Raw genomic sequence first — 22,796 nt, forward strand, 5'->3', positions numbered from 1 at the left:
GGGCGGCGCGGTGTCAGGGGTGTTGCCGGGGGTCCGGGGGTCGTCCCCCGGGAGGTGCGGTCAAGGGGGTGTCAGATCCGGGTTGTAGCTGCGCATCCGGGCGACGTTATGCGACGGAGAAGCGCGTCGCCAGTTCCTCCCGCTGGAGTCGTACGAACGCGGCGTCCACCACCGCTCCGTGCCCCGGGACGTACACCGCGTCCTCGCCGCCGAGCCGCAGCAGCCGGTCGAGCGCGTCCGGCCAGCGGGCGGGGATCGCGTCCGGGCCCGCCTGCGGCTCGCCGGACTCCTCGACCAGGTCGCCGCAGAAGACCACCTCCCGCTCGCCCGGCACCAGGAGCACCAGATCGTGGCCCGTGTGGCCGGGGCCGACGTTGGCCAGCAGGACCTGCCGGCCGCCCAGGTCGAGCGTCCACTCGCCGGAGACCACGTGCCGCGGGGCGACCAGGACGTCCGCGGCCGCCTCCGCGGCCTCCGCGTCCATGCCCTGCGCGACCGCGTCCGCACGCATCTCCTCCCGGGCCCGCGCCCCGCCCAGCAGGTCGTCCGCGCCCACCGCGCCGAAGACCTCGGCGCCCGCGAAGACGGCCGTGCCCAGGACGTGGTCGAAGTGGGGGTGGCTGAGTGCGATGTGCGTCACCTTTCGGCCACCGGTGAGCGCGGCGATCTGTGCCCGCAGTCCGGCCCCCTCCGCGAGCGAGGACCCCGTGTCGTACAGCAGCACCGCCCGTGTGCCCAGGACCAGCCCCACGGTGGCGTCCCAGCCCGGCAGCCGTCGCCGCCCCACCCCGTCGGCGAGCCGCTCCCATCCGTGCGCTTCCCAATCGATGTCCATGGGGCGACGCTAGCGGGTGCGGGCGCCGCCACCTTGCCAGGAGCGACGCCCGCCGCCGTACACTGGCCGGGGGATCGCTGGCACTCGGACAGGGCGAGTGCCAAAAGCGGAGCAACCGGAACGACGTCGACAGCTGGAGGTGCGCGCGATGCTCAGCGAACGCAGGCTCGAGGTGCTGCGCGCCATCGTCCAGGACTACGTCGGGACGGAGGAGCCCGTCGGCTCCAAGGCGCTCACCGAGCGCCACAAGCTCGGCGTCTCGCCCGCCACCGTGCGCAACGACATGGCCGTCCTGGAGGAAGAGGGCTTCATCGCCCAGCCCCACACCAGCGCCGGCCGCATTCCGACCGACAAGGGGTACCGCCTCTTCGTCGACCGGCTCGCCGGCGTCAAGCCGCTGTCGACGCCCGAGCGCCGGGCCATCCACAACTTCCTCGACGGCGCGGTGGACCTGGACGACGTCGTCGGCCGCACGGTCCGGCTGCTCGCGCAGCTGACCCGGCAGGTCGCCGTCGTCCAGTACCCCTCGCTGACCCGTTCGACGGTCCGGCACGTGGAGCTGCTCTCGCTGGCCCCGGCCCGCCTGATGCTGGTGCTCATCACGGACACCGGACGCGTCGAGCAGCGGGTCGTGGACTGCCCCGCGCCGTTCGGCGAGACCTCGCTGGCCGACCTGCGGGCCCGGCTCAACAGCCGGGTCGTCGGCCGCCGGTTCGCCGACGTGCCGCAGCTGGTGCAGGACCTTCCCGAGTCCTTCGAGGAGATCGAGGACCGCGCCACGGTCTCGTCCGTGCTCGCGACCCTCCTGGAGACCCTGGTCGAGGAGCACGAGGAACGGCTGATGATCGGCGGTACCGCCAATCTCACCCGCTTCGGCCCCGACTTCCCCCTGATGATCAGGCCCGTGCTCGAAGCACTGGAGGAGCAGGTCGTGCTCCTCAAGCTGCTCGGCGAGGCCAAGGAATCGGGCATGACCGTACGGATCGGGCACGAGAACGCCCACGAGGGGCTGAGCTCCACGTCCGTCGTCTCGGTCGGCTACGGTTCGGGCGGCGAGGCAGTCGCCAAACTCGGCGTGGTCGGACCGACCCGCATGGACTACCCCGGAACGATGGGAGCGGTACGCGCAGTGGCACGTTACGTCGGACAGATCCTGGCGGAGTCGTAAGTGGCCACGGACTACTACGCCGTACTCGGCGTGCGCCGCGACGCGTCCCAGGACGAGATCAAGAAGGCGTTCCGGAGGCTCGCGCGCGAGCTGCACCCGGACGTCAATCCCGATCCGAAGACGCAGGAACGCTTCAAGGAGATCAACGCCGCCTACGAGGTCCTCTCGGACCCGCAGAAGAAGCAGGTCTACGACCTGGGCGGCGACCCGCTGTCGGCCTCCGGCGGAGGCGGCGCGGGCGGCTTCGGGGCCGGTGGCTTCGGCAACTTCTCCGACATCATGGACGCCTTCTTCGGCACGTCCCAGCAGCGCGGCCCGCGCTCGCGGACCCGCCGAGGCCAGGACGCCATGATCCGGCTGGAGATCGACCTCAACGAGGCGGCCTTCGGCACCACCAAGGACATCCAGGTCGACACGGCGGTCGTCTGCACGACCTGCTCCGGCGAGGGGGCCGCGCCCGGCACCTCCGCGCAGACCTGCGACATGTGCCGCGGCCGCGGTGAGGTCTCCCAGGTCACCCGGTCCTTCCTGGGCCAGGTCATGACCTCCCGTCCGTGCCCGCAGTGCCAGGGCTTCGGCACCGTCGTCCCGACCCCGTGCCCCGAGTGCGCGGGCGACGGCCGGGTCCGGTCCCGCCGCACCCTCACGGTCAAGATCCCGGCCGGTGTCGACAACGGCACCCGGATCCAGCTCGCGGGCGAGGGCGAGGTCGGCCCCGGCGGCGGCCCCGCCGGCGACCTGTACGTCGAGATCCACGAGACGCCGCACGAGACCTTCCAGCGGCGCGGTGACGACCTGCACTGCACGGTGACCATCCCGATGACCGCGGGCGCGCTCGGCACCAAGGTGCCGCTGCAGACCCTCGACGGCGTCGAGGAGATCGACATCCGGCCGGGCACCCAGTCCGGCCAGTCGATCCCGCTGCACGGCCGCGGCGTCACGCATCTGCGCGGGAACGGCCGGGGCGACCTGATCGTGCACGTCGAGGTGCAGACCCCGGGCAAGCTGGACGCCGAGCAGGAGCGCCTCCTGCGCGAACTGGCCAAGCTCCGCGGCGAGGAACGGCCCACCGGGCAGTTCCAGCCGGGGCAGCAGGGACTGTTCTCGCGGTTGAAGGACGCGTTCAACGGGCGTTAGGCCGGAGAATCTCCGGACGGAAGGGGCGGTGGCCGCGGATCGCGGCGACCGCCCCTTCCGTCGGCCCGGGCACGGGTCGGACGCCCGCCGCGGGCCGCCGGAGCCGGCCCCTCCGTGACCTGACGGACGGATTCGGCCCGGAAGCAGGCGCATGGCACGATGCCCATATGTCCACCACCGCACTGAACGATCTCTCTCGGTTCCCGATCGTGCAGGCCCCCATGGCGGGTGGCGCCTCCTCCCCCGAGCTGGTCGGAGCCGTGTCCGCGGCCGGGGCGCTCGGGTTCCTGGCCGGCGGGTACAAGACGGCCGGCGGCCTCTACCAGGAGATCAAGCAGCTGCGCGGACTCACCGCGCGCCCCTTCGGCGTGAACCTCTTCCTGCCGGACTCCGGACGGCCCGCCGACCCCGCGGCCGTCGAGGTCTACCGGCACCAGCTCGCGGGCGAGGCCACCTGGTACGACACCCCGCTCGGCGAGACCGACGACCACCGCGACGACGCGTACGACGCGAAGCTGGCGATCCTGCTGGAGGACCCGGTCCGGGTCGTCTCCTTCACCTTCGGCTGCCCCGCGCCCGAGGTCCTGGCCTCCTTCGCGCGGGTCGGGACGTTCACGATCGTGACCGTCACCTCCGCCGACGAGGCCCTCGCCGCCCAGCAGGCCGGGGCGGACGCCGTCTGCGTGCAGGGCGCCGAGGCCGGCGGACACCAGGGCGGCTTCCGCGACGACCCCGCCGAGGACGCCCCGGGCACCGGCCTGCTCGGGCTGCTCGGCCTGGTCCGCGAGAGCGTCTCCCTGCCGATCGTCGCGGCCGGCGGCATCATGCGCGGCGCGCAGATCGCCGCCGTCCTCGCCGCCGGGGCGGACGCGGCCCAGCTCGGCACCGCCTTCCTCCGCTGCCCCGAGTCGGGAGCCCACGCCCTGCACAAGCGGGCCCTGACCGACCCGCTGTACACCCGGACCGCCCTCACCCGGGCCTTCACCGGAAGACCCGCGCGGGGCCTCGTGAACCGCTTCGTCCGGGAGCACGGACCGTACGCCCCCGCGGCCTATCCCGAGATCCACCACCTCACCGCCCCGCTCCGCAAGGCCGCCGCCGCCGCGGGCGACGCCCAGGGCATGGCACTGTGGGCCGGTCAGGGCCATCGGCTCGCCCGCGATCTCCCCGCCGGGCAGCTGGTCGAGGTGCTGGCCGCCGAACTCGACACCGCTCTCTCCGAGCTGCCCCACAGGAGCGCCTCATGACCGCACCCGTCTTCGTCGTCGATGCCGTCCCCGGCCCCGGGACCTTCCTCCTCGACGGACCCGAGGGCCGCCACGCCGTCTCGGTGAAGCGGCTCCGGGCCGGCGAGGAACTCGTCCTCGCCGACGGTCGCGGCCGCTGGGCCGCCTGCGCGGTGCTCGCCGCCGAGGGCAAGGACCAGCTCACCGTGCGGGTCGACGAGGTCCACGAGGACCCGGAGGAGGAGCCCCGGATCACCGTCGTCCAGGCGCTCCCCAAGGGCGACCGCGGCGAGCTCGCCGTGGAGACCATGACGGAGACCGGGGTGGACGCGATCGTGCCGTGGGCCGCCTCCCGCTGCATCACCCAGTGGAAGGGCGACCGGGGCCTCAAGGCGCTCGCCAAGTGGCGGTCCACCGCGCGCGAGGCCGGGAAGCAGTCGCGCCGGTCCCGGTTCCCCGAGGTCGCGGACGCCATGACGACCAAGCAGGTCGCCGCGCTGCTCGCCGGCGCGGACTTCGCGGCGGTGCTGCACGAGGACCGCGAGCACCCCAGCGGCGCGCTCGCCACCGCCGAACTCCCGGCGAAGGGCTCGGTCGTGCTGGTCGTCGGGCCCGAGGGCGGGGTGTCCCCGGAGGAGCTCGCCGCGTTCGAGGCGGCCGGGGCGAAGCCGTACCGGCTCGGCCGGAGCGTGCTGCGGACCTCGACGGCGGGTACGGCGGCGACGGCCCTCGTCCTGGGCCGCACGGGCCGCTGGAGCTGAGCGGCACCTCCCGCGGGACGCGCCGGTGCTTTCCGGGCCGATGCCGGAGTCAGGCGTTCGCGGGCGGGGACGGCGCCGCGAGGGTGTCGTAGAGGGGCCAGCCGTCCTCGTCGCGGATGCCGTGGGCGGTCGGGAGCAGGCCGCGGGCCGCGGCCTCGTCGAGGAAGCGGCGGGCGACCCCCGGTTCGTTCAGGTTGAGGACGGCGCCGGGGCCCGTCGAGGCGATGTCGCCGGCGCCGAAGGGGTAGCCGGACACGATGCGCCCGGGGCCGTCCCGGAAGACCAGGCGGAGCTGGGCGTGGCGGTCCGCCGCCCGCCGCAGGGTGAGGAAGGTCAGGCAGCCCGGGGAGTGCCGGTGCCCGACCGTCCACAGCCACACCTCGGAGCCGACCGTCAGTCTGCGCGGCACGCGGTCCCGTCTCATCCGGCGAAGTGTACGGAGGGGCACCGGGGCGCACCCGGTGGACGGCGGGCCCCGCGCCCTCCTTAGGCTGACCGCATGGCCGACGAGTCCCCCTTGATCCGCAGTCTGCGCGCCGCCGTGGCCGCCGCGCCCGCTGACGTGCCCCTGCGCCTCCACTTCGCCGAACTCCTCCTCGCCGAGGGGCGGAACGACGAGGCCGTGGCGGAGGCGGCCGCCGCGCTCCAGCACGCGCCGGGGGACGCGGACGCGCGGGCGCTGATGGTGCGGGCCATGGGACTGCCCCCGGCCGCCGGGCCGCCCGGGCCCGCCGCCACCGCCGCCACCGCCGATCCCGCCGGACCGGCGAGGCCGGGCGAGCCGGCCGGGCCGGGCGCGGAGCCGCCCGCCGGGCCCGCCGCGGCAGCCGGGGGCGGGGCCCCCGCCGGTTCCGGCTTCGACTGGGACGCCGCCGAGCAGCAGGTCCAGGACGTCGTCGGCCCCCGCTTCCTGGAGGACCCGCAGGCCGCCGAGGGCGCCGGTGCCGGCGGGGACGCCGACGCCTGGGACGTCGACGCGCCCGGAGCCGTACGCCTCGCCGACGTCGGCGGCATGGAGGAGGTCAAGGACCGCCTGGAGGCCGCCTTCCTCGCGCCCATGCGCAACCCCGAACTGCGCAGGCTGTACGGCAAGTCGCTGCGCGGCGGCCTGCTCCTCTACGGGCCCCCCGGCTGCGGCAAGACGTTCATCGCCCGGGCCGTCGCGGGCGAGCTGGGCGCCAACTTCCTCACCGTCTCGCTCTCCGACGTCCTCGACATGTGGATCGGGGCGTCCGAGAAGAACATCCACGACATCTTCGAGACGGCCCGCCGCCAGGCCCCCTGCGTCGTCTTCCTCGACGAGCTCGACGCCCTCGGCGCCAAGCGCTCCCGCACCCACCACAGCGGGCTGCGGAACGTCGTCAACCAGCTCCTCACCGAGCTCGACGGCATCGCCGGCGGCGCCGGGAACGAGGGCGTCTTCGTGCTCGCCGCCACCAACGTCCCCTGGGACGTGGACATCGCGCTGCGCCGCCCCGGCCGGCTCGACCGCACCCTCCTCGTGCTGCCGCCCGACGCCACCGCACGCGAGGCGATCCTCCGCTACCACCTGCGGGAGCGGCCCATCGAGGCCGTCGACCTCGGCAGGCTCGTCAAGGCCACCGAGGACTTCTCCGGCGCCGACCTCGCCCACGTCTGCGAGACCGCCGCCGAGACCGCGCTCCTCGACTCCGCGCGCAGCGGCTCCGTCCGGCTGATCACCACCAAGGACCTGCTGGGCGCGGCCAAGCAGCTCAAGCCGTCGACCGAGCCGTGGTTCGCGGCCGCCCGGAACGTCGCCATGTTCGCCAACGAGGGCGGCCTGTACGACGACCTCCTCGCCCACCTCAAGCGGAAGCGCAAGCTGTGACCACGCCTACGGCGCTCCTGCGCGCCGAAGCGCTCTACGACACGGGGCGGTTCGCGCAGGCCGGGGAGCTCGTGGCCCAGCACCTGGCGAGCGAACCGGAGGACGCCGGGGCGCTCGTCCTCCTCGCCCGCTGCCACCATCGCGCCGAGGAGCACCAGGCCGCCCTGGCGGCCGTGGACGGCGCGCTGCGCGCCGAGCCGGAGCTGCTCTCGGCCTGGCTGATGCGCGTCCAGATCCTCCTCGAACTGCGGCGGTTCCCCGAGGCCGAGACCGCCGCCCGGTACTCCGTACGGCTCGCCCCGCAGTACTGGGGCACGCACTACGCCCTCGGCACCGCCCTCGCGCAGTTCGCCGAGCACGCGCGGACGCCCGCGCGCACCGTCGAGGCGTACGAGGCCGCGCGGGCCGCCGTCAGCCTCGCCCCCGAGGAGGACGCCGCCCACTTCCTGGTGGGGCTCACCGCGCAGCGCCGGGGCGACCACACCACCGCGCAGCGGGCGTACGAGGCCGCCCTCCGGCTCAACCCGCAGAGCAGCGAGGCGCACAACAACCTGTCGCTGGTGAAGCTGCGGCGGCGCCGCTTCCGGCGCGGGGCCTGGACGCAGGCCGCCGAGGGCTTCGTCGCCTCGGCCGCGCTGGACCTCCAGGACCGCAAGGCCCGCTACAACCTGGAGGCCATGGCCTGGAACACCGTGGCGGGGGCGCGCTGGGTCGCCCTGCTCGGCTTCATCGCCTCGACGTTCGGCGCGGCCCCCGCCCGCAACGGGGAGACCGGCGCCGCCGCCGTCGTGCCGTTCCTGATCGGCGCGGCCGTGATCGTCGGCGCCTGGGGCGGCTGGGTGCTGTGGATGAGCCGCCGGGTGCCGCCCCGGCTGCGCCGTCCGATGCTCCTGGTGGCGCGCTCCTGCCGGCCCGTGGTGGCGATGGCCGCCGCCGTGGGGCTGCTCGCGCTCTACTCGGTGGTGTCGATGGCCCTCTGGTCCTTCGACGCCGGGGTGGTCGGCGGGCTCGGCACGCCGCTGTTCTGGGCCGTGATCGTCACGTACTGGGTGAGCCGCTCGGCCCTCAACCGGCGCGCGCCGAAGGACTGACCAGGGACACGGCGGCCCTCCCGGCGGCGGATAGCATGCGCGTGTAGCGACCGACGAGCGAGGAGGCCCAGGGCCATGGCCGGAGAGCCGCAGAGCGACTGCCTGTTCTGCAAGATCGTGGCGGGGGACGTGCCCGCGACGATCGTGCGCGAGACGGAGACGACGCTCGCGTTCCGCGACATCAACCCGCAGGCGCCCAGCCACGTCCTCGTGATCCCGCGCCTCCACTACCCGGACGCCCCGTCGCTGGCCGCCGCCGCCCCGGACGTCGCCGCCGACGTGCTGCGCGAGGCCGGCGAGGTCGCCGCCCAGGAGAAGACCGAGGGCAGCGGCTTCAGGATCGTCTTCAACACCGGCGCCGGCGCGGGCCAGACCGTCTTCCACGCGCACGCCCACGTGCTCGGCGGCCGCGGCCTCAACTGGCCTCCCGGCTAGGCCCCGGTCCGCCGTGTCCGTACGGGAACTCGTCGTGCTCGGGACCGCCAGCCAGGTCCCGACCCGGCACCGCAACCACAACGGCTACCTGCTGCGCTGGGACGGGCAGGGCCTCCTCTTCGACCCCGGTGAGGGCACCCAGCGCCAGATGCTGCGCGCCGGGGTCGCCGCGCACGACATCGACCGGATCTGCGTGACGCACTTCCACGGCGACCACTCGCTCGGCCTGGCCGGGGTGATCCAGCGGATCAACCTCGACCAGGTCCCGCACCCGGTCACCGCGCACTACCCGGCGAGCGGGCAGCACTTCTTCGAGCGCCTGCGGTACGCCACGGCGTACCGCGAGACCGTCCGGCTGACCGAGGCGCCCGTCTCCGCCGACGGGCCGCTGGCGGTCACCGACGCGTACACCCTCGACGCGCGCCTGCTCTCGCATCCCGTCGAGTCGTACGGCTACCGGCTCACCGAGCCCGACGGGCGCCGCATCCTGCCCGAACGGCTCGCCGCGCACGGCATCAAGGGGCCGGACGTGGGCCGGATCCAGCGCGACGGCGTGCTGGACGGCGTCACGCTCGACCAGGTCAGCGAGGTCCGGCGCGGGCAGCGGTTCGCCTTCGTCATGGACACCCGGCTCTGCGACGGCGTGCACGCGCTCGCCGAGGGGGCCGACCTGCTCGTCATCGAGTCGACCTTCCTCGACGAGGACGTCCGCCTCGCCACCGACCACGGCCATCTGACGGCCGGACAGGCCGCCGCCGTCGCCCGGGACGCGGGGGTGCGCCACCTCGTCCTCACCCACTTCTCGCAGCGCTACTCCGACCCGGCCGAGTTCGAGCGGCAGGCGCGGGCGGCCGGGTTCGACGGCGAACTGAGCATTGCCCAGGACCTCATGAGGGTCCCCGTACCGAAGAGATAGAGCACCACCCATGCCCCTCCCCCCGGCTCTCCCCAAGGCCGAACTGCACCTCCACATCGAAGGCACCCTCGAACCCGAGCTGGCCTTCGCGCTCGCCGCGCGCAACGGCGTCACCCTGCCGTACGCCGACACCGCCGCCCTGCGCGAGGCGTACCGCTTCAGCGACCTCCAGTCCTTCCTGGACCTCTACTACGGCCTCATGGCGGTCCTGCGCACCGCCGAGGACTTCACCGCGCTCACCGACGCCTATCTGGAGCGGGCCGCCGCCCAGGGCGTCCGGCACGCCGAGATCTTCTTCGACCCGCAGGCGCACACCGCCCGCGGCGTCCCGATCGGGACCGTGATCGAGGGCATCGGCGCCTCCCTGGAGCGCTCCGAGGAGCGGTACGGGGTCTCCACCCGGCTCATCATGTGCTTCCTGCGCGACGAGCCGGCGGAGTCGGCGCTCGCGACCCTGGACGCGGCGAAGCCGTACCTGGACCGGATCACCGGGGTCGGCCTGGACTCGGCGGAGGTCGGCCACCCGCCGGCCGAGTTCCGCGAGGTGTACGAGGCCGCCGCGGCGCTCGGGCTGCGCCGGGTCGCCCACGCCGGCGAGGAGGGACCGGCGGCCTACGTCCGCGAGGCGCTCGACGTCCTCGGCGTGGAGCGGATCGACCACGGGCTGCGCTGCATGGAGGACCCGGACCTCGTCGACCGGCTCGTGCGGGAGCGGGTGCCGCTCACGCTCTGCCCGCTGTCGAACGTGCGCCTGCGGGCCGTCGACGTGCTGGCCGACCACCCGCTGCGTTCGATGATGGCGGCGGGGCTGCTCGTCACCGTGAACTCCGACGACCCCGCGTACTTCGGCGGCTACGTCGGCGACAACTTCGACGGCGTGCGGGACGCCCTGGGGCTGACGCCCGAGCAGCTGCGCGAGCTGGCGCGGAACTCCTTCGAGGCGTCCTTCCTGGAGGACGACGAGCCGCGCCGCGCGCGGTACCTGGCCGAGGTCGAGGCGTACGAGTTCGCCGGGGAGTAGCCGGGGCGGCCGGGCGCCCCGGCGGCGCTACCCCCGGTCGCTCGGCCGCGCCAGCCGGTACGCCGACTTGGCCAGGCGGCGGCCCGCCGGGACCCGGACCGGGGCGATCTCCTGCTCGGGGGCGCCCATCTGCGGGACGGTCGGCGGTGTCGCCGCCGCCGTGCCCGCCAGGACCGCGCCCGCCGCGCCGCCCCTGCGCCGCACCGAGCCCGGGACCAGCGGGCGGCCCGAGACGTGCCGGGCCACCGCCGTCATGGGGACCGCGACCAGGAGCAGCAGGGCGCACAGGACCGCGCCCATGCCCGGATACCCGGCGCCCTCCGACAGCAGACTGCCCGCCAGCGGGCCGCAGGCCACGCCCAGCGACGAGGCCGCGCCGACCAGGACCGCCCAGCGGCCCCGGGGGTCGAGCGAGGCGGCCAGGCCCAGGAGGTAGGAGAGGACCACCGGGTAGCAGGCGTTCCACAGGATCTCGCCGGTCGCGAAGGAGGCCAGGCCCCCGGCCGCGGAGCTCAGCAGCACACAGCCCGCGATGAGGACGGTGCCCGCGCCGATCGGTACGGCCCGGCCCAGGCGGGAGCCGAGCGCCCCCGCCGCGGTGACGCCCAGGAGCCCGGCGCCGAGCGCCGCCGCGAAGACCGCGCCGACGGTGACCTCGGAGAGGCCGGCCTGGGTCAGGCCGATGCGGCCGCTGACGCCCCACAGGGCGTTCTGGGAGAGCGACCAGAGGAGGATGCAGCCCGCCAGGACCGCGCCCGCGGCGCGGTGGGGGAGCGGGCCGGTCGGGGCGGGCCCGCGGGTGTCCCGGACCGTGCCCGGCAGCCTGCCCGTGAGCGGCCAGACCAGGGTCGCCGCGCAGGCGATCGCGAGCAGCGGCGGCGCGTGCCCGCCGGACAGGTGCGGGAGCGTCAGGAAGAGCGCGCCCGCGGTGGCGGAGACGGACAGCAGACCGAGGGTCGAGGCCCGGTGGGGGTCCCGCTGCCCGGCGATCCCGGCCGCGGCCACCGCGGTCGCGGTGCCCGAGCCGAGGCCGCCGAGGACCGCGCCGGCGACCACCAGGGGCACGGTGCCGGTCGCGGCGGCGGAGCCGTATCCCACCGCCATCGCGAGCAGGCCGGCGCGGGCCGCCCGGCGGGGCCCGATCCGCTCGCCGCGGGCGGCGAGCGTGAAGCCGGCGGTGGAGGAGCCGAGGAGCAGGACGGATCCCACCAGGCCCGCCTGGGCCGGGGTGAGGCCGAGTCCGGCCGAGAGCCGGCCGACGACGGTCGGCAGCAGGTACGGGGCGAGGTAGCCGGCGGTGAAGAGGGAGACGAGGGCGACCAGGGCCCCCGGGACGCGCGGGCGCGACGACATGGGCGTTCCAGGAACTGAACAGGGAAGTGAGACGGCGCCCGGTGAGCCACGGGGTCGCGGCACCATGTGTATCAAGCATCCGAGTGAGCGGAGAAGGTGGAATCCCCCGATTCGGCCAGTGATACGGGTCACAATGGGTTTGAGGGTGGATGAGGCGGGTAACGCGCGAGCGTCGTGCGGCGTCGCCCCCGTCTCTCCAGCCCCATCGGGCACACTGTCCAGACCGGCACCGCGGTGCCGGGCCGCGCACCACGACCGGGGAGTCCGCCGTGACCACAGCAAGGGGAGACCAGCCGCAACAGGACGCCGGGGTCGACCCGTTGGTGTGCCTGCGGGAGCCCACCGACCCCGCCTGCGACGTCTTCCTGACCGGCACGGTCTTCCTCGACATCATCTTCACCGGCCTCGACTCGGCCCCCGTCCGCGGCACCGAGTCCTGGGCCCGCGGCATGGGCTCCAGCCCCGGCGGCGTCGCCAACATGGCCACCGCCCTCGCCCGCCTCGGGCTCCGCACCTCCCTCGCCGCCGCCTTCGGCGACGACCACTACGGCGAGTACTGCTGGGACGCCCTCGAACAGGGCGAGGGCATCGACCTGTCGCTCTCCCGCACCGTCCCCGGCTGGCACTCCCCGGTCACGGTCTCCATGGCCTACGAGGGCGAGCGCACGATGGTCTCCCACGGACACGAGGCGCCCCCGCTCGACGGCGCCCTGCCCGCCTATCCGCCGCACGCCCGCGCGGCCGTCGCCTCCCTCGTCCCCGGCCGCGAGGAGGACTGGGTCGCCCAGGCCGCCCGCGGCGGCGCCAAGGTCTTCGCCGACGTCGGCTGGGACGACACCGGCCGCTGGGACCTGGCCGGCCTCGCCGACCTCGCGCACTGCGAGGCCTTCCTGCCCAACGCCGCCGAGGCGATGCGCTACACCCGGACCGACTGCCCCCGGGCCGCCGCCCGCGCCCTCGCCGACAAGGTCCGCTACGCCGTCGTCACCCTCGGCGCCGAGGGCGCCTACGCCGTCGACGGCGGCACCGGCGAGACCGCCGAGGTCCCCGCCATCCAGGTCTCCGCCCTCGACCCCACCGGGGCCGGGGACGTCTTCGTCGCCGGGTTCGTCACCGGCACCCTCGCCGACTGGCCGCTCGCCGACCGCCTCGCCTTCGCCGGCCTCACCGCCGCCCTCTCCGTCCAGGAGTTCGGCGGCTCCCTGTCCGCCCCCACCTGGGGCGAGATCGCCGCCTGGTGGCAGCGCGTCCAGGGCCACGAGAGCCAGGACCCCGAGGCGCTGCGCGACCGCTACGCCTTCCTGGAGCGGCTCCTGCCCGCCCCCGCCCGCCCCTGGCCGCTGCGCCGGGCCGTCCCCACCATCGGCTTCCGCGCGGCCCACACCTAGCCCCCGGGCGGTCCGCCGCCCGAGGCGCCCCGTAAACCGCTACGGGCTTGTCCGCGCCAAGTCGTAGGCTTGGTAGCCCAGAGGTCGTCGAGCGGCGACGGCCCTGCAACGGGAGGTATGCGCAGGCCCCAGTGCCGGCCCATGACTCAGACACCCACAGCCCACGACGGATCGCCCCAGGACGGGGCGCCCGGACAGGCCCGCGCCCACTTCACCGTCCCCGCGAAGCACCCGATGGTCAGCCTGCTCGGCTCCGGTGACGCGCTGCTCCGCGTGATCGAGCGGTCGTTCCCGCAGGCCGACATCCATGTCCGGGGCAACCAGGTCACCGCGGTCGGCGACGCCGCTGACGTCGCGCTGATCCAGCGCCTGTTCGACGAGATGATGCTGGTGCTCCGCACCGGTCAGCCGATGACGGAGGACGCAGTGGAACGCTCGATCGCCATGCTCAGGGCGAACGGCAGCGGCGCGGAGGGCGGCGAGGAGACCCCCGCCGAGGTGCTCACGCAGAACATCCTCTCCAACCGCGGGCGCACCATCCGTCCCAAGACCCTGAACCAGAAGCGGTACGTCGACGCGATCGACAAGCACACCATCGTCTTCGGCATCGGCCCCGCCGGCACGGGCAAGACCTACCTGGCCATGGCCAAGGCGGTCCAGGCCCTGCAGTCCAAGCAGGTCACCCGGATCATCCTGACCCGCCCGGCCGTCGAGGCGGGCGAGCGCCTCGGCTTCCTGCCCGGCACGCTCTACGAGAAGATCGACCCCTACCTGCGCCCCCTCTACGACGCGCTGCACGACATGCTCGACCCCGACTCCATCCCCAAGCTCATGGCGAGCGGGACGATCGAGGTCGCGCCCCTGGCGTACATGCGCGGCCGGACGCTGAACGACGCGTTCATCATCCTGGACGAGGCGCAGAACACGAACCCCGAGCAGATGAAGATGTTCCTCACCCGCCTCGGCTTCGACTCGAAGATCGTCATCACCGGCGACATCACCCAGGTCGACCTGCCGAACGGGACGAAGAGCGGTCTGCGACAGGTCCGCGACATCCTGGAAGGCGTCCAGGACGTCCACTTCTCGTCGCTCACGTCGCAGGATGTCGTCCGGCACAAGCTCGTCGGCCGTATCGTCGACGCGTACGAGCAGTACGACAGCCGCAACGGCCGCAACGGGCTGTGACGACTTAACGAGAGAAGTACACACGCACCATGTCGATCGACGTCAACAACGAGTCCGGTACCGAGGTCGACGAGCAGGCGATCCTCGACATCGCCCGCTACGCGCTCGCGCGCATGCGCATCCACCCGCTCTCCGAACTCTCGGTGATCGTCGTGGACGCGGAGGCGATGGAGCAGCTCCACATCCAGTGGATGGACCTGCCGGGTCCGACGGACGTCATGTCCTTCCCGATGGACGAGCTGCGCCCGCCGGCGAAGGACGACGCGGAGCCCCCGCAGGGGCTCCTCGGCGACATCGTGCTCTGCCCCGAGGTCGCCACCCAGCAGGGCAAGGACGCGCCGACGGAGCACTCCATGGACGAGGAGCTGCAGCTGCTCACCGTCCACGGCGTGCTCCACCTCCTCGGGTACGACCACGAGGAGCCCGACGAGAAGGCCGAGATGTTCGGCCTCCAGGCGGCGATCGTCGACGGCTGGCGCGAGGAGAAGGGCCTGACCGGCCCGTCCCCGGCGCCGACCGTCTCCTGACCCCGATGGACGTCTCGCTGATCCTCGGGGCGGTCGCCCTGGTCGTCGTGGCCTGGCTCGCCGCCTGCGCCGAGGCGGGTCTCGCGCGGGTCTCCAGCTTCCGCGCCGCCGAGGCCGTACGGTCCGGCCGGCGCGGGGCCGAGAAGCTCGCCCAGGTCGCCTCCGACCCCACCCGCTACCTCAACGTGGCCCTGCTCGTGCGCGTCGCCTGCGAGATGGCCGCCGGCGTCCTCGTCACGTACGCCTGCCTCGAAGCCTTCCCGGAGACCTGGGAGGCGCTGCTCGTCGCCATCGCCGTCATGGTCCTCGTCTCGTACGTGGCCGTCGGCGTCTCGCCGCGCACCATCGGCCGCCAGCACCCGCTGAACACGGCCACCGCCGCCGCGTACGTCCTGCTGCCGCTGGCCCGGATCATGGGCCCGATCCCGCAGCTGCTGATCCTCATCGGCAACGCGCTGACCCCCGGCAAGGGCTTCCGCAAGGGCCCCTTCGCCTCCGAGGCCGAGCTGCGCGCCATGGTCGACCTCGCCGAGCAGGAGTCGCTGATCGAGGACGAGGAGCGCCGCATGGTGCACTCCGTCTTCGAGCTGGGCGACACCCTCGTGCGCGAGGTGATGGTGCCGCGCACGGACCTCGTCAGCATCGAGCGGTACAAGACGATCCGTCAGGCCCTCACCCTCGCGCTGCGGTCCGGCTTCTCCCGGATCCCCGTCACCGGGGAGAACGAGGACGACATCGTCGGCATGGTGTACCTGAAGGACCTGGTCCGCAAGACGCACATCAACCGCGACTCCGAGGCGGACCTGGTGTCCACGGCGATGCGGTCCGCGACCTTCGTGCCCGACACCAAGAACGCCGGAGACCTGCTGCGCGAGATGCAGCAGGAGCGCAACCACGTCGCCGTCGTCATCGACGAGTACGGCGGCACCGCCGGCATCGTCACCATCGAGGACATCCTGGAGGAGATCGTCGGCGAGATCACCGACGAGTACGACCGGGAGCTCCCGCCGGTCCAGGAGCTCGGCGGGGACCGCCACCGGGTCACCGCCCGCCTCGACATCGGCGACCTCGGCGAGCTGTACGGCCTGGGGCCCGACGAGTACGACGACGAGGACGTGGAGACGGTCGGCGGACTGCTCGCGAAGGCCCTCGGCCGCGTCCCCATCGCCGGCGCGGAGGCCGTCGTGGAACTGCCGGACGGGCGCTCGCTCCGGCTCACGGCCGAATCCCCGGCCGGCCGCCGCAACAAGATCGTCACCGTGCTCGTGGAACCGGTGGAACGCGAGGAGGAGCAGGCATGACCCCGGACGAGTTGCGCGCCTTCTGCCTGGAGTTCAACGACGCGTCGGAGGAGTTCCCCTTCGGACCGGAGACCTCCGTCTTCAAGGTCGCGGGCAAGCTCTTCGCGCTGTCGGCGCTGGACTCCGACCCGCTGCGGGTCAACCTGAAGTGCGATCCGGACGAGGCGGTGCGCCTCCGCGAGGAGCACCCGGCCATCGCGCCCGGCTACCACATGAGCAAGCGGCACTGGAACACGGTGACCGTCGGGGAGCTCCCCGACCGCATGGTCCGGGAGCTCGTCGAGGACTCGTACGACCTGGTGGTCGCGGGCCTGCCGAAGGCGGTACGGCTCCGCCTCGACCGGCCGTAGCTCCCGGCCTTCGGGGGCGGCGGCCTGCCGGCCGCCGCCCCCTCGGCCGGCTCAGGACCTGCGCCGCAGGCCGAGGCCGACCAGGAGCGCCGTCCCGAGGACGATCGCCGCGTCCAGGACGAGGACCGTGCGCACGCCCCCGTACAGGTCGCCGCCGGTGGTGGCGAGCACCCCGAGCAGCGGGATGCCGATCGTGATGCCGACCTGCTGGGTGGTCGTCACCAGGCCCGTCGCCAGGCCCTGCTTCTCGTCCGGGACGCCCGAGGTGACGGTCAGCCCGTACGAGATGATCGCGCCGAGGTGGCACATCGAGGCCAGCGAGACGGCGACGGTCGCCAGGACCACGCCCGACTCCTCGCCCAGGCCGAGCAGCGCGGCCGTCAGCACGCCCTGGCCGGCCAGCGAGCCCACCAGGGTGGCGCGGGCCCCGAAGCGGCCGATCACCTTCGGCGCGAGCATGCCGGCCAGCACCGACACCGCGCCCTGCACGCCGAAGACCAGCCCGGTCGCGAAGGCCGACAGGCCCAGCGTCTCCTGCAGGTAGAGGGTGAGGACGAAGACGACGGTCGACATCATCGAGAAGGTGACCAGACCGCCCAGGTTCCCGAAGGCGACCGTGCCGCGCCGCAGCATCGGCAGCGACACCAGCGGCGCCGCGTGCCGGGACTCGACCCGCACGAACACCGCGAGCAGCACGAGCCCCGCCACCAGCGTGACCAGTACGTCCGCGCCGCCGAAGCCGCGCTCCGCCGCCGTCGACAGGGCGTAGATCAGGGAGAGCAGACCGCCGGTGACGGTCACCGCGCCGGGCACGTCCAGCCGGGGCCGCTCGGGAGTGCGGGACTCGGGGAGCAGGCCGGGCGCCAGCGGCAGCACGACGACCGCGAAGAGGGCGAGCAGACCCATCGTCGAGCGCCAGCCGAGGGCGTCCGTCATCACACCGCCGAGGACCATGCCGACGGTGAAGCCGAGCGAGAGCAGGGTGCCGGAGATGCCCAGCGCCTTGTCGCGCAAGGGTCCCTCGGGGAAGGTCGTGGTCAGCAGGGACATGCCGGTGGGCACGATCGCGGCGGCGCCGATGCCCTGGAGGGCGCGTGCGGTGAGGAACGAGGCCGGGTTCCAGGCGAAGGTGGCGAGCAGCGAGGCGAGGCCGAAGAGGGCGAGCCCGGCGAGGAACAGCCGCCGGCGGCCGTAGAGGTCGCCGACGCGCCCGAAGAGCAGCAGGAAGCCGCCGGAGGGCAGCGCGAAGGCGGTGACCGCCCACTGGAGGGCCGACCTGCCGAGCTCGAGATCGGCGCCGAGGACGGGCAGCGCCACGTTCAGCACGGAGAAGTCGAGCGCGACCATGAACTGGGCGGCGCACAGCACGAAGAGGATGAGCCGGGTGCGGCCGGTGAGGACCGGCGCGGCGGCGGCCGTGGCGGCGGTGGTGTGGTCGGGGTCGGTGCCGGTGGGCGGGGAGGTCAGGGTTGGCATGCCCCCACCCTCGGCGTCCGGGAACAAGGCTGGGGAGCGGGTACTTATCCTGTTGGTCGTACCACCAGGCATCCAGGGGGAGGAAGCACACGTGGCCACCGCGCTCGAGAGCACCACGGCGAAGCAGCACCGACTCGCGGAGCTGCGCGAGTTCCTGATGAGCCGTCGGGCCCGGGTCAGTCCGGCGGAGGCCGGTCTCCCGGACGGCGGTCAGCGCCGCCGGACGCCCGGACTGCGCCGGGAGGAGGTCGCGGTCCTCGCGGGCGTCGGGGTCTCCTGGTACCAGTGGCTGGAGCAGGGCCGCGACATCACGGTCTCGCCGCAGGTGCTCGACGCGGTGGCGCGGGTGCTGCGGCTGAGCCCGGCGGAGCGGCGCCATCTGTACGTCCTGGCCGCGCTGAACCCGCCGGCGCCGGAGACGGCCCCCGAGGACCGGGACATGTGCGCGGGTCTGCGGCGGCTCATCGACGCCTGGATGCCGTTCCCCGCGCACATCATGGACGCGTACTGGAACACCGTCCTGTACAACGACGCGGCGGCCGTCGTGCTCGGCATGAGCCCCGACAGCGCGCCGAACTGCCTGGTCACCTTCTTCACCGACCCGCTGTACCGCACCCGCATGGGGCACTGGGAGGAGATGGCGCCCCGGGTCGTCGCCCAGTTCCGCTCGGCGTGCTCGGAGAGCCCCGAGGACGAGGGCTTCCGGCACGTGGTGGAGGAGCTCAGGGGGCTGAGCCCGGAGTTCGCGGAGCTGTGGGAGCGGCGGGACATCCTGCCCGGCGGGCAGAACCGCAAGGAGCTGGAGCATCCGCTGGTCGGCACGTTGTACGTCGAGGCGACGCAGCTCCGGGTCCCGGCCCGCCCGGACCTGGTGATCGTGCTCCACACCCCGCTGCCCGAAGGGGCCACGGCGGAGAAGCTGGAGTGGCTGGTGTCGCCCGAGGGGCGCCGCGGGGCGATGTACCCGGTCGCGGGCTGACGCCGCGGGGGCGTCGCGGACCGGGCCGCCGGCCGCACCTATGCTCAGGGGCATGACACTCAGCAGCGAGCACGGCGACCTCGGCGCCGAGGACCTCAAGATCATCACGCTGGCGCGCAGCGCCCGCGCCCGCAACGGCGTGCCCGAGGGGGCGGCCGTACGGGACGAGACCGGTCGCACCTACGTGGCGGGGACCGTGGAGCTGGAGTCGCTCAAGCTGAGCGCGCTGCGGACCGCGGTCGCGATGGCCGTGGCCAGCGGCGCCCGGTCCCTGGAGGCGGCGGCCGTCGTGTCGAGCGCCGCGTCCGCATCGGACGAGGACCGCGCGGCGGTACGGGACCTCGGCGGCCCGGAGACCCCGGTCCTGCTGGCCGGTCCGGACGGACAGCTCCGCGTGGCGGTCACGGCGGGCTGAGCGACACGGCCGCCCCCTGGGGAGCGGCGACAGACAGGGCGCGGGGGCCCGGCGACCACGCCGGGCCCCCGCGCCCTGTCGCGTCCCTGCCCGCCCCGCCCCTGTGTGCCCGCGTTCGCGTCCTAGCGTCCTAGCGTCCTAGCGTCCTCGTGTCCTTGTGTCCTTGTGTCCTTGTGTCCTTGTGAAGGATCACCGCGTCTTCTCTTGCCTTCCCATGCCGTCTGCGTCTCAATGAACTGCGGTTCGTCCGACGGGCCGTCAGATCTTCACCGTTCACGCAGTGTCCGCACCCCTGCGTTCGCCATCGGAAGGGGTTCGAACTCGCCATGAGAACCAGAAGCACCTTAGGGACCGTCGCGGTCCTCGCCGGAGGCCTCGCCGCCGCCTCGCTCGCCTTCGCGCCGACCGCCGCCGCCGTCACGCCGGGCACGGCGACGGCGACGTACGACTGCGGCTCGTGGGGCGGCGGCGGCGCCACCCTCGTCGCCACGCAGAGCGGCACGGCCGCGACCGTCACCGTCACCTCCGCCGTGACGACGCCGATCGCGGTCGGCGCCAACCAGATCAACGCCACGCTCACCCTCGCGAAGGGCGGCGGCGGCACACGGGTCTTCACCGGCAAGAAGAACCCCGCGCTCCCCGCCGGCGGCTCCGTGGTCATCGGCCCGCTGAGCGGGACCGTGGCCTCCGGCGACAGCCTCAACTCGTACTTCGCGGGTGTCGCCCTCAAGATGGTGATCTTCGGGGTCACGGTGAACTGCGACGCCGTGACCTCGCAGTCGCCGGGGCCGTTCGTCTTCAGCTGAGCCCTGTACCGACCGGACCGGTGCCGCCCTGGGCGGCACCGGTCTCCGTCGTGTTCCGGCTTCCCAGGGGCTGCCCTGACCTGCGGAAACGCTTCCGATTCGGGGATCTTGACAGTATCTGATGGGTCATCAGTCGATGTCTCCCGCGTGCATTGACTTCTCTCCGCGCGCGGCCGTCAATGGCGCCCACCCAACCCTCAGGAGGGGGCACCCCATGGCACTCACCCGATCCCGGGCGGCGGCCCGAAGACGGCGCTGGACCGCCGTCCTCGGCGCCACCGCCCTCGCGGTCGCAGGAGGCGCGCTCGCGGCCCCGGCCGGCGCGACCACCACCTCGCAGCCGGTTGAATTCCAGACCCGCTGCGTCCCCCCGCCGATCGCCGGCATCCCGCCCATCACGGGCACCACCACCGCCGAGATCACCGTCGACAAGTCCAGCCCCAAGGTCGGCGAGACGGTCACGGTCACGTACACCGTCACCAAGCCCGCCGCGTCCAACCCGGTCGACCTCGCGCTGCCGGCCGACATCATGACGCCCAGCGGCAAGGTCGTCCTCGGCGGGGCGCAGAGCGGCGCGATCACCGTGAACGGCCCCAAGAAGAACCCGCCGGTCCCCGGCAAGGGCTCCTTCCCGGCCTTCTCGATGACCGGCACCTTCACGGTCACCCAGGCCGGGTCGATCACCCTCTCGCCCGGCGACTACAACATCCACACCAGCTACCTCATGGAGCTGGACACCCCCTGTACGGTGCTGAACCCGCCCGCCCCGGTCTCCGAGACGGTCGTCGCGGGCCCCGTGACCAACCCCAACACCCGGGCGCTGTCGCTCGACACCGCGTCCGGCGACCCGGGCGTCCGGGTCGCCGTCAACGGCTCCCGGTTCACCCCGCTCACCGAGGTCACCGTCGTCGGCCGCGCCGGAGCGGCGGAGACCGCCGACCGGATGACCGTCACGACCGACGGCGAGGGCGCCTTCGCCGCCCGCCTGAAGGTCAACGACGTCGCGACCACCGGGATCGTGGCCTACGAGGGTGCGGCATGGGACCCCGACAAGGGCGCGGGCCCCGCCGCGTACAAGGTCGTCGTCCCGGCGCCGCCGAACAGCCAGACGATCACCGCGGCGGTCACCGCCGGGGAGCTGTCCATGACCCAGGAGGGCGACGCGGTCGAACTGACCTCCGTCGACTTCGGCCAGGGCGGCGCGGCCACCGGCGACCTCAGGACCGTCACCGTGAAGGACTTCCGCGGCGGCCCCGCGGGCTGGTCCCTCACCGGCAAGGTCACCGACTTCACCGGCACCGGCGGCTCCCTCGGCGCCGGCAACCTCAGCTGGACCCCGGCCTGCACCGCCAAGGCCGGCAGCCCCAGCGCCTGCGCGGCGGGCTCGCCGGGCCCGGTGGGCAGCGCCGGCGCCACCCTCGCCTCCACGCCGAACGGCGCCCTCACGGGCGGCGAGTTCACGATCGACGCGGGGCTCTCCCTCGACGTACCGGCCTTCACCGCGCCGGGCTCGTACGCGGGCGTCCTCACGCTCACCCTGTCCTGACCACCGTGCGGGCCGGGCGCGCACCCGGCCGGCCCGCTCCGCACCCCGGGGGTTCCGACTCGTGCGCACGCCCTACGTACTCCTCCTGAGCGTCCTGCTGCTGCTCCTGGCCCCCGCCCCGCAGGCCGGGGCCGCCGAGAACGGCGAGTGGGCCGTCTACCCGGCGGCCGCCCGGCCGGGCAGCCGCCCCTACTTCTTCCTGACCGCCGACCCGGGCTCCACCCTCACCGACCGGGTCACCGTCGCCAACAAGACCGCCGCCCCCCTCACCTTCCGGCTCTACGGCGCCGACGCCTACAACACCGACCGGGACGGCGGCTTCGCCGTCCGCACCCAGCGGGAGCGGCAGACCGGCGCCGGCGCCTGGATCAGGCCCGAGCGGACCCGGATCACCGTCCCGCCGCGCTCCGCCGTCACCGTCCGGTACACGCTGGCCGTCCCCGCCGACGCCGATCCCGGCGACCACCCGGGGGCCCTCGTCGCCCTCGACGAGCGGATCAGCCCCGGCGGGCGGGGCGCCGTCGCCGTCGGCGTCCAGCGCGCCGTCGCCGCCCGCCTCTACCTCCGGGTCAACGGGCCGACCGTCCCCGCCCTCGGCGTCGAGGACGTCACCGTCGACCAGGACCGGCCGCTGGTCCCCGGCACCGGCACGAGCAGCGCGCTCGTCTCGTACACCCTGCACAACCGGGGCAACGTCACCCTCAACCCCAAGGTCGCCCTCCGGGCGGAGGGCCTCTTCGGCCGCACCCTGCTCGACCGCGACCTCGCGGAGGTGCCGTCCGAGCTGCTGCCCCGGCAGCGGATCCGGCTCACCGCGCGGTGGACCGGCTCCCCGCAGCTCGACTGGGGCGACATCACCCTCACCGCCACCGCGAAGGACGTCCGGGAGACCGGCACGGCCTCCTTCCTCGCCCTGCCCTGGCTCGCCGCCGCGATCCTGCTCGTCGGAGGCGCCGCGGGCGCCTTCGGGCTGCGGATCCGGCGCCACCGGGCGGCCCGCGCGGAGCCGCGGGCGCACGTGAGTACGTGAG

At 73.9% G+C, this 22,796-nt stretch carries 23 protein-coding genes; 19 read left to right on the forward strand and 4 right to left on the reverse strand.

Going from position 1 to position 22,796, the window contains the following annotated elements:
- Positions 1-106: 106 nt before the first annotated feature.
- Positions 107-835: an MBL fold metallo-hydrolase gene (locus ACY0MR_RS24515; protein ID WP_361849546.1), complete on the reverse strand. Its 729-nt coding sequence runs from the start codon at positions 833-835 to the stop codon at positions 107-109.
- A 148-nt stretch (positions 836-983) separates the two neighbouring features.
- Between ACY0MR_RS24515 and hrcA the strand changes: the two genes are divergently transcribed.
- The 4 genes from hrcA (at position 984) to ACY0MR_RS24535 (ending at position 5,127) form a co-directional block, all read left to right on the forward strand.
- Positions 984-2,003, forward strand: a complete 1,020-nt coding sequence (gene hrcA, locus ACY0MR_RS24520; RefSeq protein WP_361849548.1) for a heat-inducible transcriptional repressor HrcA — start codon at positions 984-986, stop codon at positions 2,001-2,003.
- The gene (gene dnaJ / locus ACY0MR_RS24525; protein ID WP_361849550.1) at positions 2,004-3,140 is read left to right on the forward strand and encodes a molecular chaperone DnaJ; all 1,137 of its coding nucleotides are present in this window, start codon (positions 2,004-2,006) and stop codon (positions 3,138-3,140) included.
- 167 nt (positions 3,141-3,307) lie between these two features.
- A complete protein-coding gene (locus ACY0MR_RS24530) occupies positions 3,308-4,387 on the forward strand; it encodes a nitronate monooxygenase (protein WP_473555377.1) in 1,080 nt (359 codons plus the stop codon).
- Positions 4,384-5,127, forward strand: coding sequence for a 16S rRNA (uracil(1498)-N(3))-methyltransferase (locus tag ACY0MR_RS24535; RefSeq protein ID WP_392042935.1), 744 nt, complete (start codon positions 4,384-4,386; stop codon positions 5,125-5,127). Before ACY0MR_RS24530 ends, ACY0MR_RS24535 begins: the two co-directional genes overlap by 4 nt.
- A gap of 49 nt (positions 5,128-5,176) precedes the next feature.
- Here the strand turns inward: ACY0MR_RS24535 and ACY0MR_RS24540 are convergent, their stop codons facing one another.
- Positions 5,177-5,551, reverse strand: a complete 375-nt coding sequence (locus tag ACY0MR_RS24540) for a hypothetical protein (protein WP_388798927.1) — start codon at positions 5,549-5,551, stop codon at positions 5,177-5,179.
- A gap of 75 nt (positions 5,552-5,626) precedes the next feature.
- On the opposite strand from ACY0MR_RS24540, the gene ACY0MR_RS24545 reads away from it, so the two are divergent.
- The 5 genes from ACY0MR_RS24545 to ACY0MR_RS24565 all read left to right on the forward strand — a co-directional run bounded on the left by ACY0MR_RS24545 (position 5,627) and on the right by ACY0MR_RS24565 (position 10,439).
- Positions 5,627-6,976, forward strand: a complete 1,350-nt coding sequence (locus ACY0MR_RS24545) for an ATP-binding protein (protein ID WP_473555379.1) — start codon at positions 5,627-5,629, stop codon at positions 6,974-6,976.
- Positions 6,973-8,067: a tetratricopeptide repeat protein gene (locus ACY0MR_RS24550; protein WP_388798933.1), complete on the forward strand. Its 1,095-nt coding sequence runs from the start codon at positions 6,973-6,975 to the stop codon at positions 8,065-8,067. The genes ACY0MR_RS24545 and ACY0MR_RS24550 overlap by 4 nt, the downstream gene beginning before the upstream one ends.
- Positions 8,068-8,142: 75 nt before the next feature.
- Complete coding sequence (locus ACY0MR_RS24555) at positions 8,143-8,502, forward strand: histidine triad nucleotide-binding protein (RefSeq protein WP_361861860.1); 360 nt, start codon at positions 8,143-8,145, stop codon at positions 8,500-8,502.
- Positions 8,503-8,515: 13 nt separating this feature from the next.
- The gene (locus ACY0MR_RS24560) at positions 8,516-9,418 is read left to right on the forward strand and encodes a ribonuclease Z (protein ID WP_388798936.1); all 903 of its coding nucleotides are present in this window, start codon (positions 8,516-8,518) and stop codon (positions 9,416-9,418) included.
- 10 nt (positions 9,419-9,428) lie between these two features.
- Complete coding sequence (locus ACY0MR_RS24565) at positions 9,429-10,439, forward strand: adenosine deaminase (RefSeq protein WP_404082370.1); 1,011 nt, start codon at positions 9,429-9,431, stop codon at positions 10,437-10,439.
- Between the two features lie 27 nt (positions 10,440-10,466).
- Here the strand turns inward: ACY0MR_RS24565 and ACY0MR_RS24570 are convergent, their stop codons facing one another.
- Positions 10,467-11,792 carry an MFS transporter gene (locus tag ACY0MR_RS24570; RefSeq protein WP_473555383.1) on the reverse strand — a complete coding sequence of 442 codons (1,326 nt, stop codon included), beginning with the start codon at positions 11,790-11,792 and terminating at the stop codon, positions 10,467-10,469.
- A gap of 269 nt (positions 11,793-12,061) precedes the next feature.
- On the opposite strand from ACY0MR_RS24570, the gene ACY0MR_RS24575 reads away from it, so the two are divergent.
- The 5 genes from ACY0MR_RS24575 to ACY0MR_RS24595 all read left to right on the forward strand — a co-directional run bounded on the left by ACY0MR_RS24575 (position 12,062) and on the right by ACY0MR_RS24595 (position 16,543).
- Positions 12,062-13,180 (forward strand): carbohydrate kinase family protein, encoded by a 1,119-nt coding sequence (locus ACY0MR_RS24575; RefSeq protein ID WP_388798945.1) that lies wholly within the window; start codon positions 12,062-12,064, stop codon positions 13,178-13,180.
- 141 nt (positions 13,181-13,321) lie between these two features.
- A complete protein-coding gene (locus tag ACY0MR_RS24580; protein WP_404082363.1) occupies positions 13,322-14,365 on the forward strand; it encodes a PhoH family protein in 1,044 nt (347 codons plus the stop codon).
- A gap of 29 nt (positions 14,366-14,394) precedes the next feature.
- Positions 14,395-14,892, forward strand: coding sequence for an rRNA maturation RNase YbeY (gene ybeY / locus ACY0MR_RS24585; protein ID WP_148004175.1), 498 nt, complete (start codon positions 14,395-14,397; stop codon positions 14,890-14,892).
- A 5-nt stretch (positions 14,893-14,897) separates the two neighbouring features.
- Positions 14,898-16,193 carry a hemolysin family protein gene (locus ACY0MR_RS24590; RefSeq protein ID WP_404082359.1) on the forward strand — a complete coding sequence of 432 codons (1,296 nt, stop codon included), beginning with the start codon at positions 14,898-14,900 and terminating at the stop codon, positions 16,191-16,193.
- Positions 16,190-16,543 (forward strand): MmcQ/YjbR family DNA-binding protein, encoded by a 354-nt coding sequence (locus tag ACY0MR_RS24595; RefSeq protein WP_361850489.1) that lies wholly within the window; start codon positions 16,190-16,192, stop codon positions 16,541-16,543. Before ACY0MR_RS24590 ends, ACY0MR_RS24595 begins: the two co-directional genes overlap by 4 nt.
- A 51-nt stretch (positions 16,544-16,594) precedes the next feature.
- Here ACY0MR_RS24595 and ACY0MR_RS24600 read toward each other — a convergent pair whose 3' ends face one another.
- Positions 16,595-18,019: an MFS transporter gene (locus tag ACY0MR_RS24600; RefSeq protein ID WP_473555387.1), complete on the reverse strand. Its 1,425-nt coding sequence runs from the start codon at positions 18,017-18,019 to the stop codon at positions 16,595-16,597.
- Positions 18,020-18,110: 91 nt separating this feature from the next.
- Here ACY0MR_RS24600 and ACY0MR_RS24605 point away from each other — a divergent pair, with 91 nt between their 5' ends.
- The 5 genes from ACY0MR_RS24605 to ACY0MR_RS24625 all read left to right on the forward strand — a co-directional run bounded on the left by ACY0MR_RS24605 (position 18,111) and on the right by ACY0MR_RS24625 (position 22,795).
- On the forward strand, positions 18,111-18,998 hold the full coding sequence (locus ACY0MR_RS24605) for a helix-turn-helix transcriptional regulator (RefSeq protein ID WP_404082351.1): 888 nt from the start codon (positions 18,111-18,113) through the stop codon (positions 18,996-18,998).
- Between the two features lie 52 nt (positions 18,999-19,050).
- On the forward strand, positions 19,051-19,413 hold the full coding sequence (locus tag ACY0MR_RS24610) for a cytidine deaminase (protein WP_361850483.1): 363 nt from the start codon (positions 19,051-19,053) through the stop codon (positions 19,411-19,413).
- 326 nt (positions 19,414-19,739) lie between these two features.
- Positions 19,740-20,219: a hypothetical protein gene (locus ACY0MR_RS24615; RefSeq protein ID WP_388798958.1), complete on the forward strand. Its 480-nt coding sequence runs from the start codon at positions 19,740-19,742 to the stop codon at positions 20,217-20,219.
- 214 nt (positions 20,220-20,433) lie between these two features.
- On the forward strand, positions 20,434-21,765 hold the full coding sequence (locus tag ACY0MR_RS24620; RefSeq protein WP_473555390.1) for a WxL domain-containing protein: 1,332 nt from the start codon (positions 20,434-20,436) through the stop codon (positions 21,763-21,765).
- A 61-nt stretch (positions 21,766-21,826) separates the two neighbouring features.
- Positions 21,827-22,795, forward strand: a complete 969-nt coding sequence (locus ACY0MR_RS24625; protein ID WP_388798964.1) for a COG1470 family protein — start codon at positions 21,827-21,829, stop codon at positions 22,793-22,795.
- Position 22,796 lies beyond the last annotated feature (1 nt).

Source organism: Streptomyces sp. JN8, from assembly GCF_055808075.1.

What these genes read in the sequence shown, in the direction of transcription:
- ACY0MR_RS24515 (WP_361849546.1), bottom strand. Translation starts at nt 835, where the DNA reads ATGGACATCGATTGGGAAGCGCACGGATGGGAGCGGCTCGCCGACGGG.
- hrcA (WP_361849548.1), top strand. Translation starts at nt 984, where the DNA reads ATGCTCAGCGAACGCAGGCTCGAGGTGCTGCGCGCCATCGTCCAGGAC.
- ACY0MR_RS24530 (WP_473555377.1), top strand. Translation starts at nt 3,308, where the DNA reads ATGTCCACCACCGCACTGAACGATCTCTCTCGGTTCCCGATCGTGCAG.
- ACY0MR_RS24535 (WP_392042935.1), top strand. Translation starts at nt 4,384, where the DNA reads ATGACCGCACCCGTCTTCGTCGTCGATGCCGTCCCCGGCCCCGGGACC.
- ACY0MR_RS24540 (WP_388798927.1), bottom strand. Translation starts at nt 5,551, where the DNA reads ATGAGACGGGACCGCGTGCCGCGCAGACTGACGGTCGGCTCCGAGGTG.
- ACY0MR_RS24545 (WP_473555379.1), top strand. Translation starts at nt 5,627, where the DNA reads ATGGCCGACGAGTCCCCCTTGATCCGCAGTCTGCGCGCCGCCGTGGCC.
- ACY0MR_RS24555 (WP_361861860.1), top strand. Translation starts at nt 8,143, where the DNA reads ATGGCCGGAGAGCCGCAGAGCGACTGCCTGTTCTGCAAGATCGTGGCG.
- ACY0MR_RS24565 (WP_404082370.1), top strand. Translation starts at nt 9,429, where the DNA reads ATGCCCCTCCCCCCGGCTCTCCCCAAGGCCGAACTGCACCTCCACATC.
- ACY0MR_RS24570 (WP_473555383.1), bottom strand. Translation starts at nt 11,792, where the DNA reads ATGTCGTCGCGCCCGCGCGTCCCGGGGGCCCTGGTCGCCCTCGTCTCC.
- ACY0MR_RS24580 (WP_404082363.1), top strand. Translation starts at nt 13,322, where the DNA reads ATGACTCAGACACCCACAGCCCACGACGGATCGCCCCAGGACGGGGCG.
- ybeY (WP_148004175.1), top strand. Translation starts at nt 14,395, where the DNA reads ATGTCGATCGACGTCAACAACGAGTCCGGTACCGAGGTCGACGAGCAG.
- ACY0MR_RS24590 (WP_404082359.1), top strand. Translation starts at nt 14,898, where the DNA reads ATGGACGTCTCGCTGATCCTCGGGGCGGTCGCCCTGGTCGTCGTGGCC.
- ACY0MR_RS24595 (WP_361850489.1), top strand. Translation starts at nt 16,190, where the DNA reads ATGACCCCGGACGAGTTGCGCGCCTTCTGCCTGGAGTTCAACGACGCG.
- ACY0MR_RS24600 (WP_473555387.1), bottom strand. Translation starts at nt 18,019, where the DNA reads ATGCCAACCCTGACCTCCCCGCCCACCGGCACCGACCCCGACCACACC.
- ACY0MR_RS24610 (WP_361850483.1), top strand. Translation starts at nt 19,051, where the DNA reads ATGACACTCAGCAGCGAGCACGGCGACCTCGGCGCCGAGGACCTCAAG.
- ACY0MR_RS24615 (WP_388798958.1), top strand. Translation starts at nt 19,740, where the DNA reads ATGAGAACCAGAAGCACCTTAGGGACCGTCGCGGTCCTCGCCGGAGGC.
- ACY0MR_RS24620 (WP_473555390.1), top strand. Translation starts at nt 20,434, where the DNA reads ATGGCACTCACCCGATCCCGGGCGGCGGCCCGAAGACGGCGCTGGACC.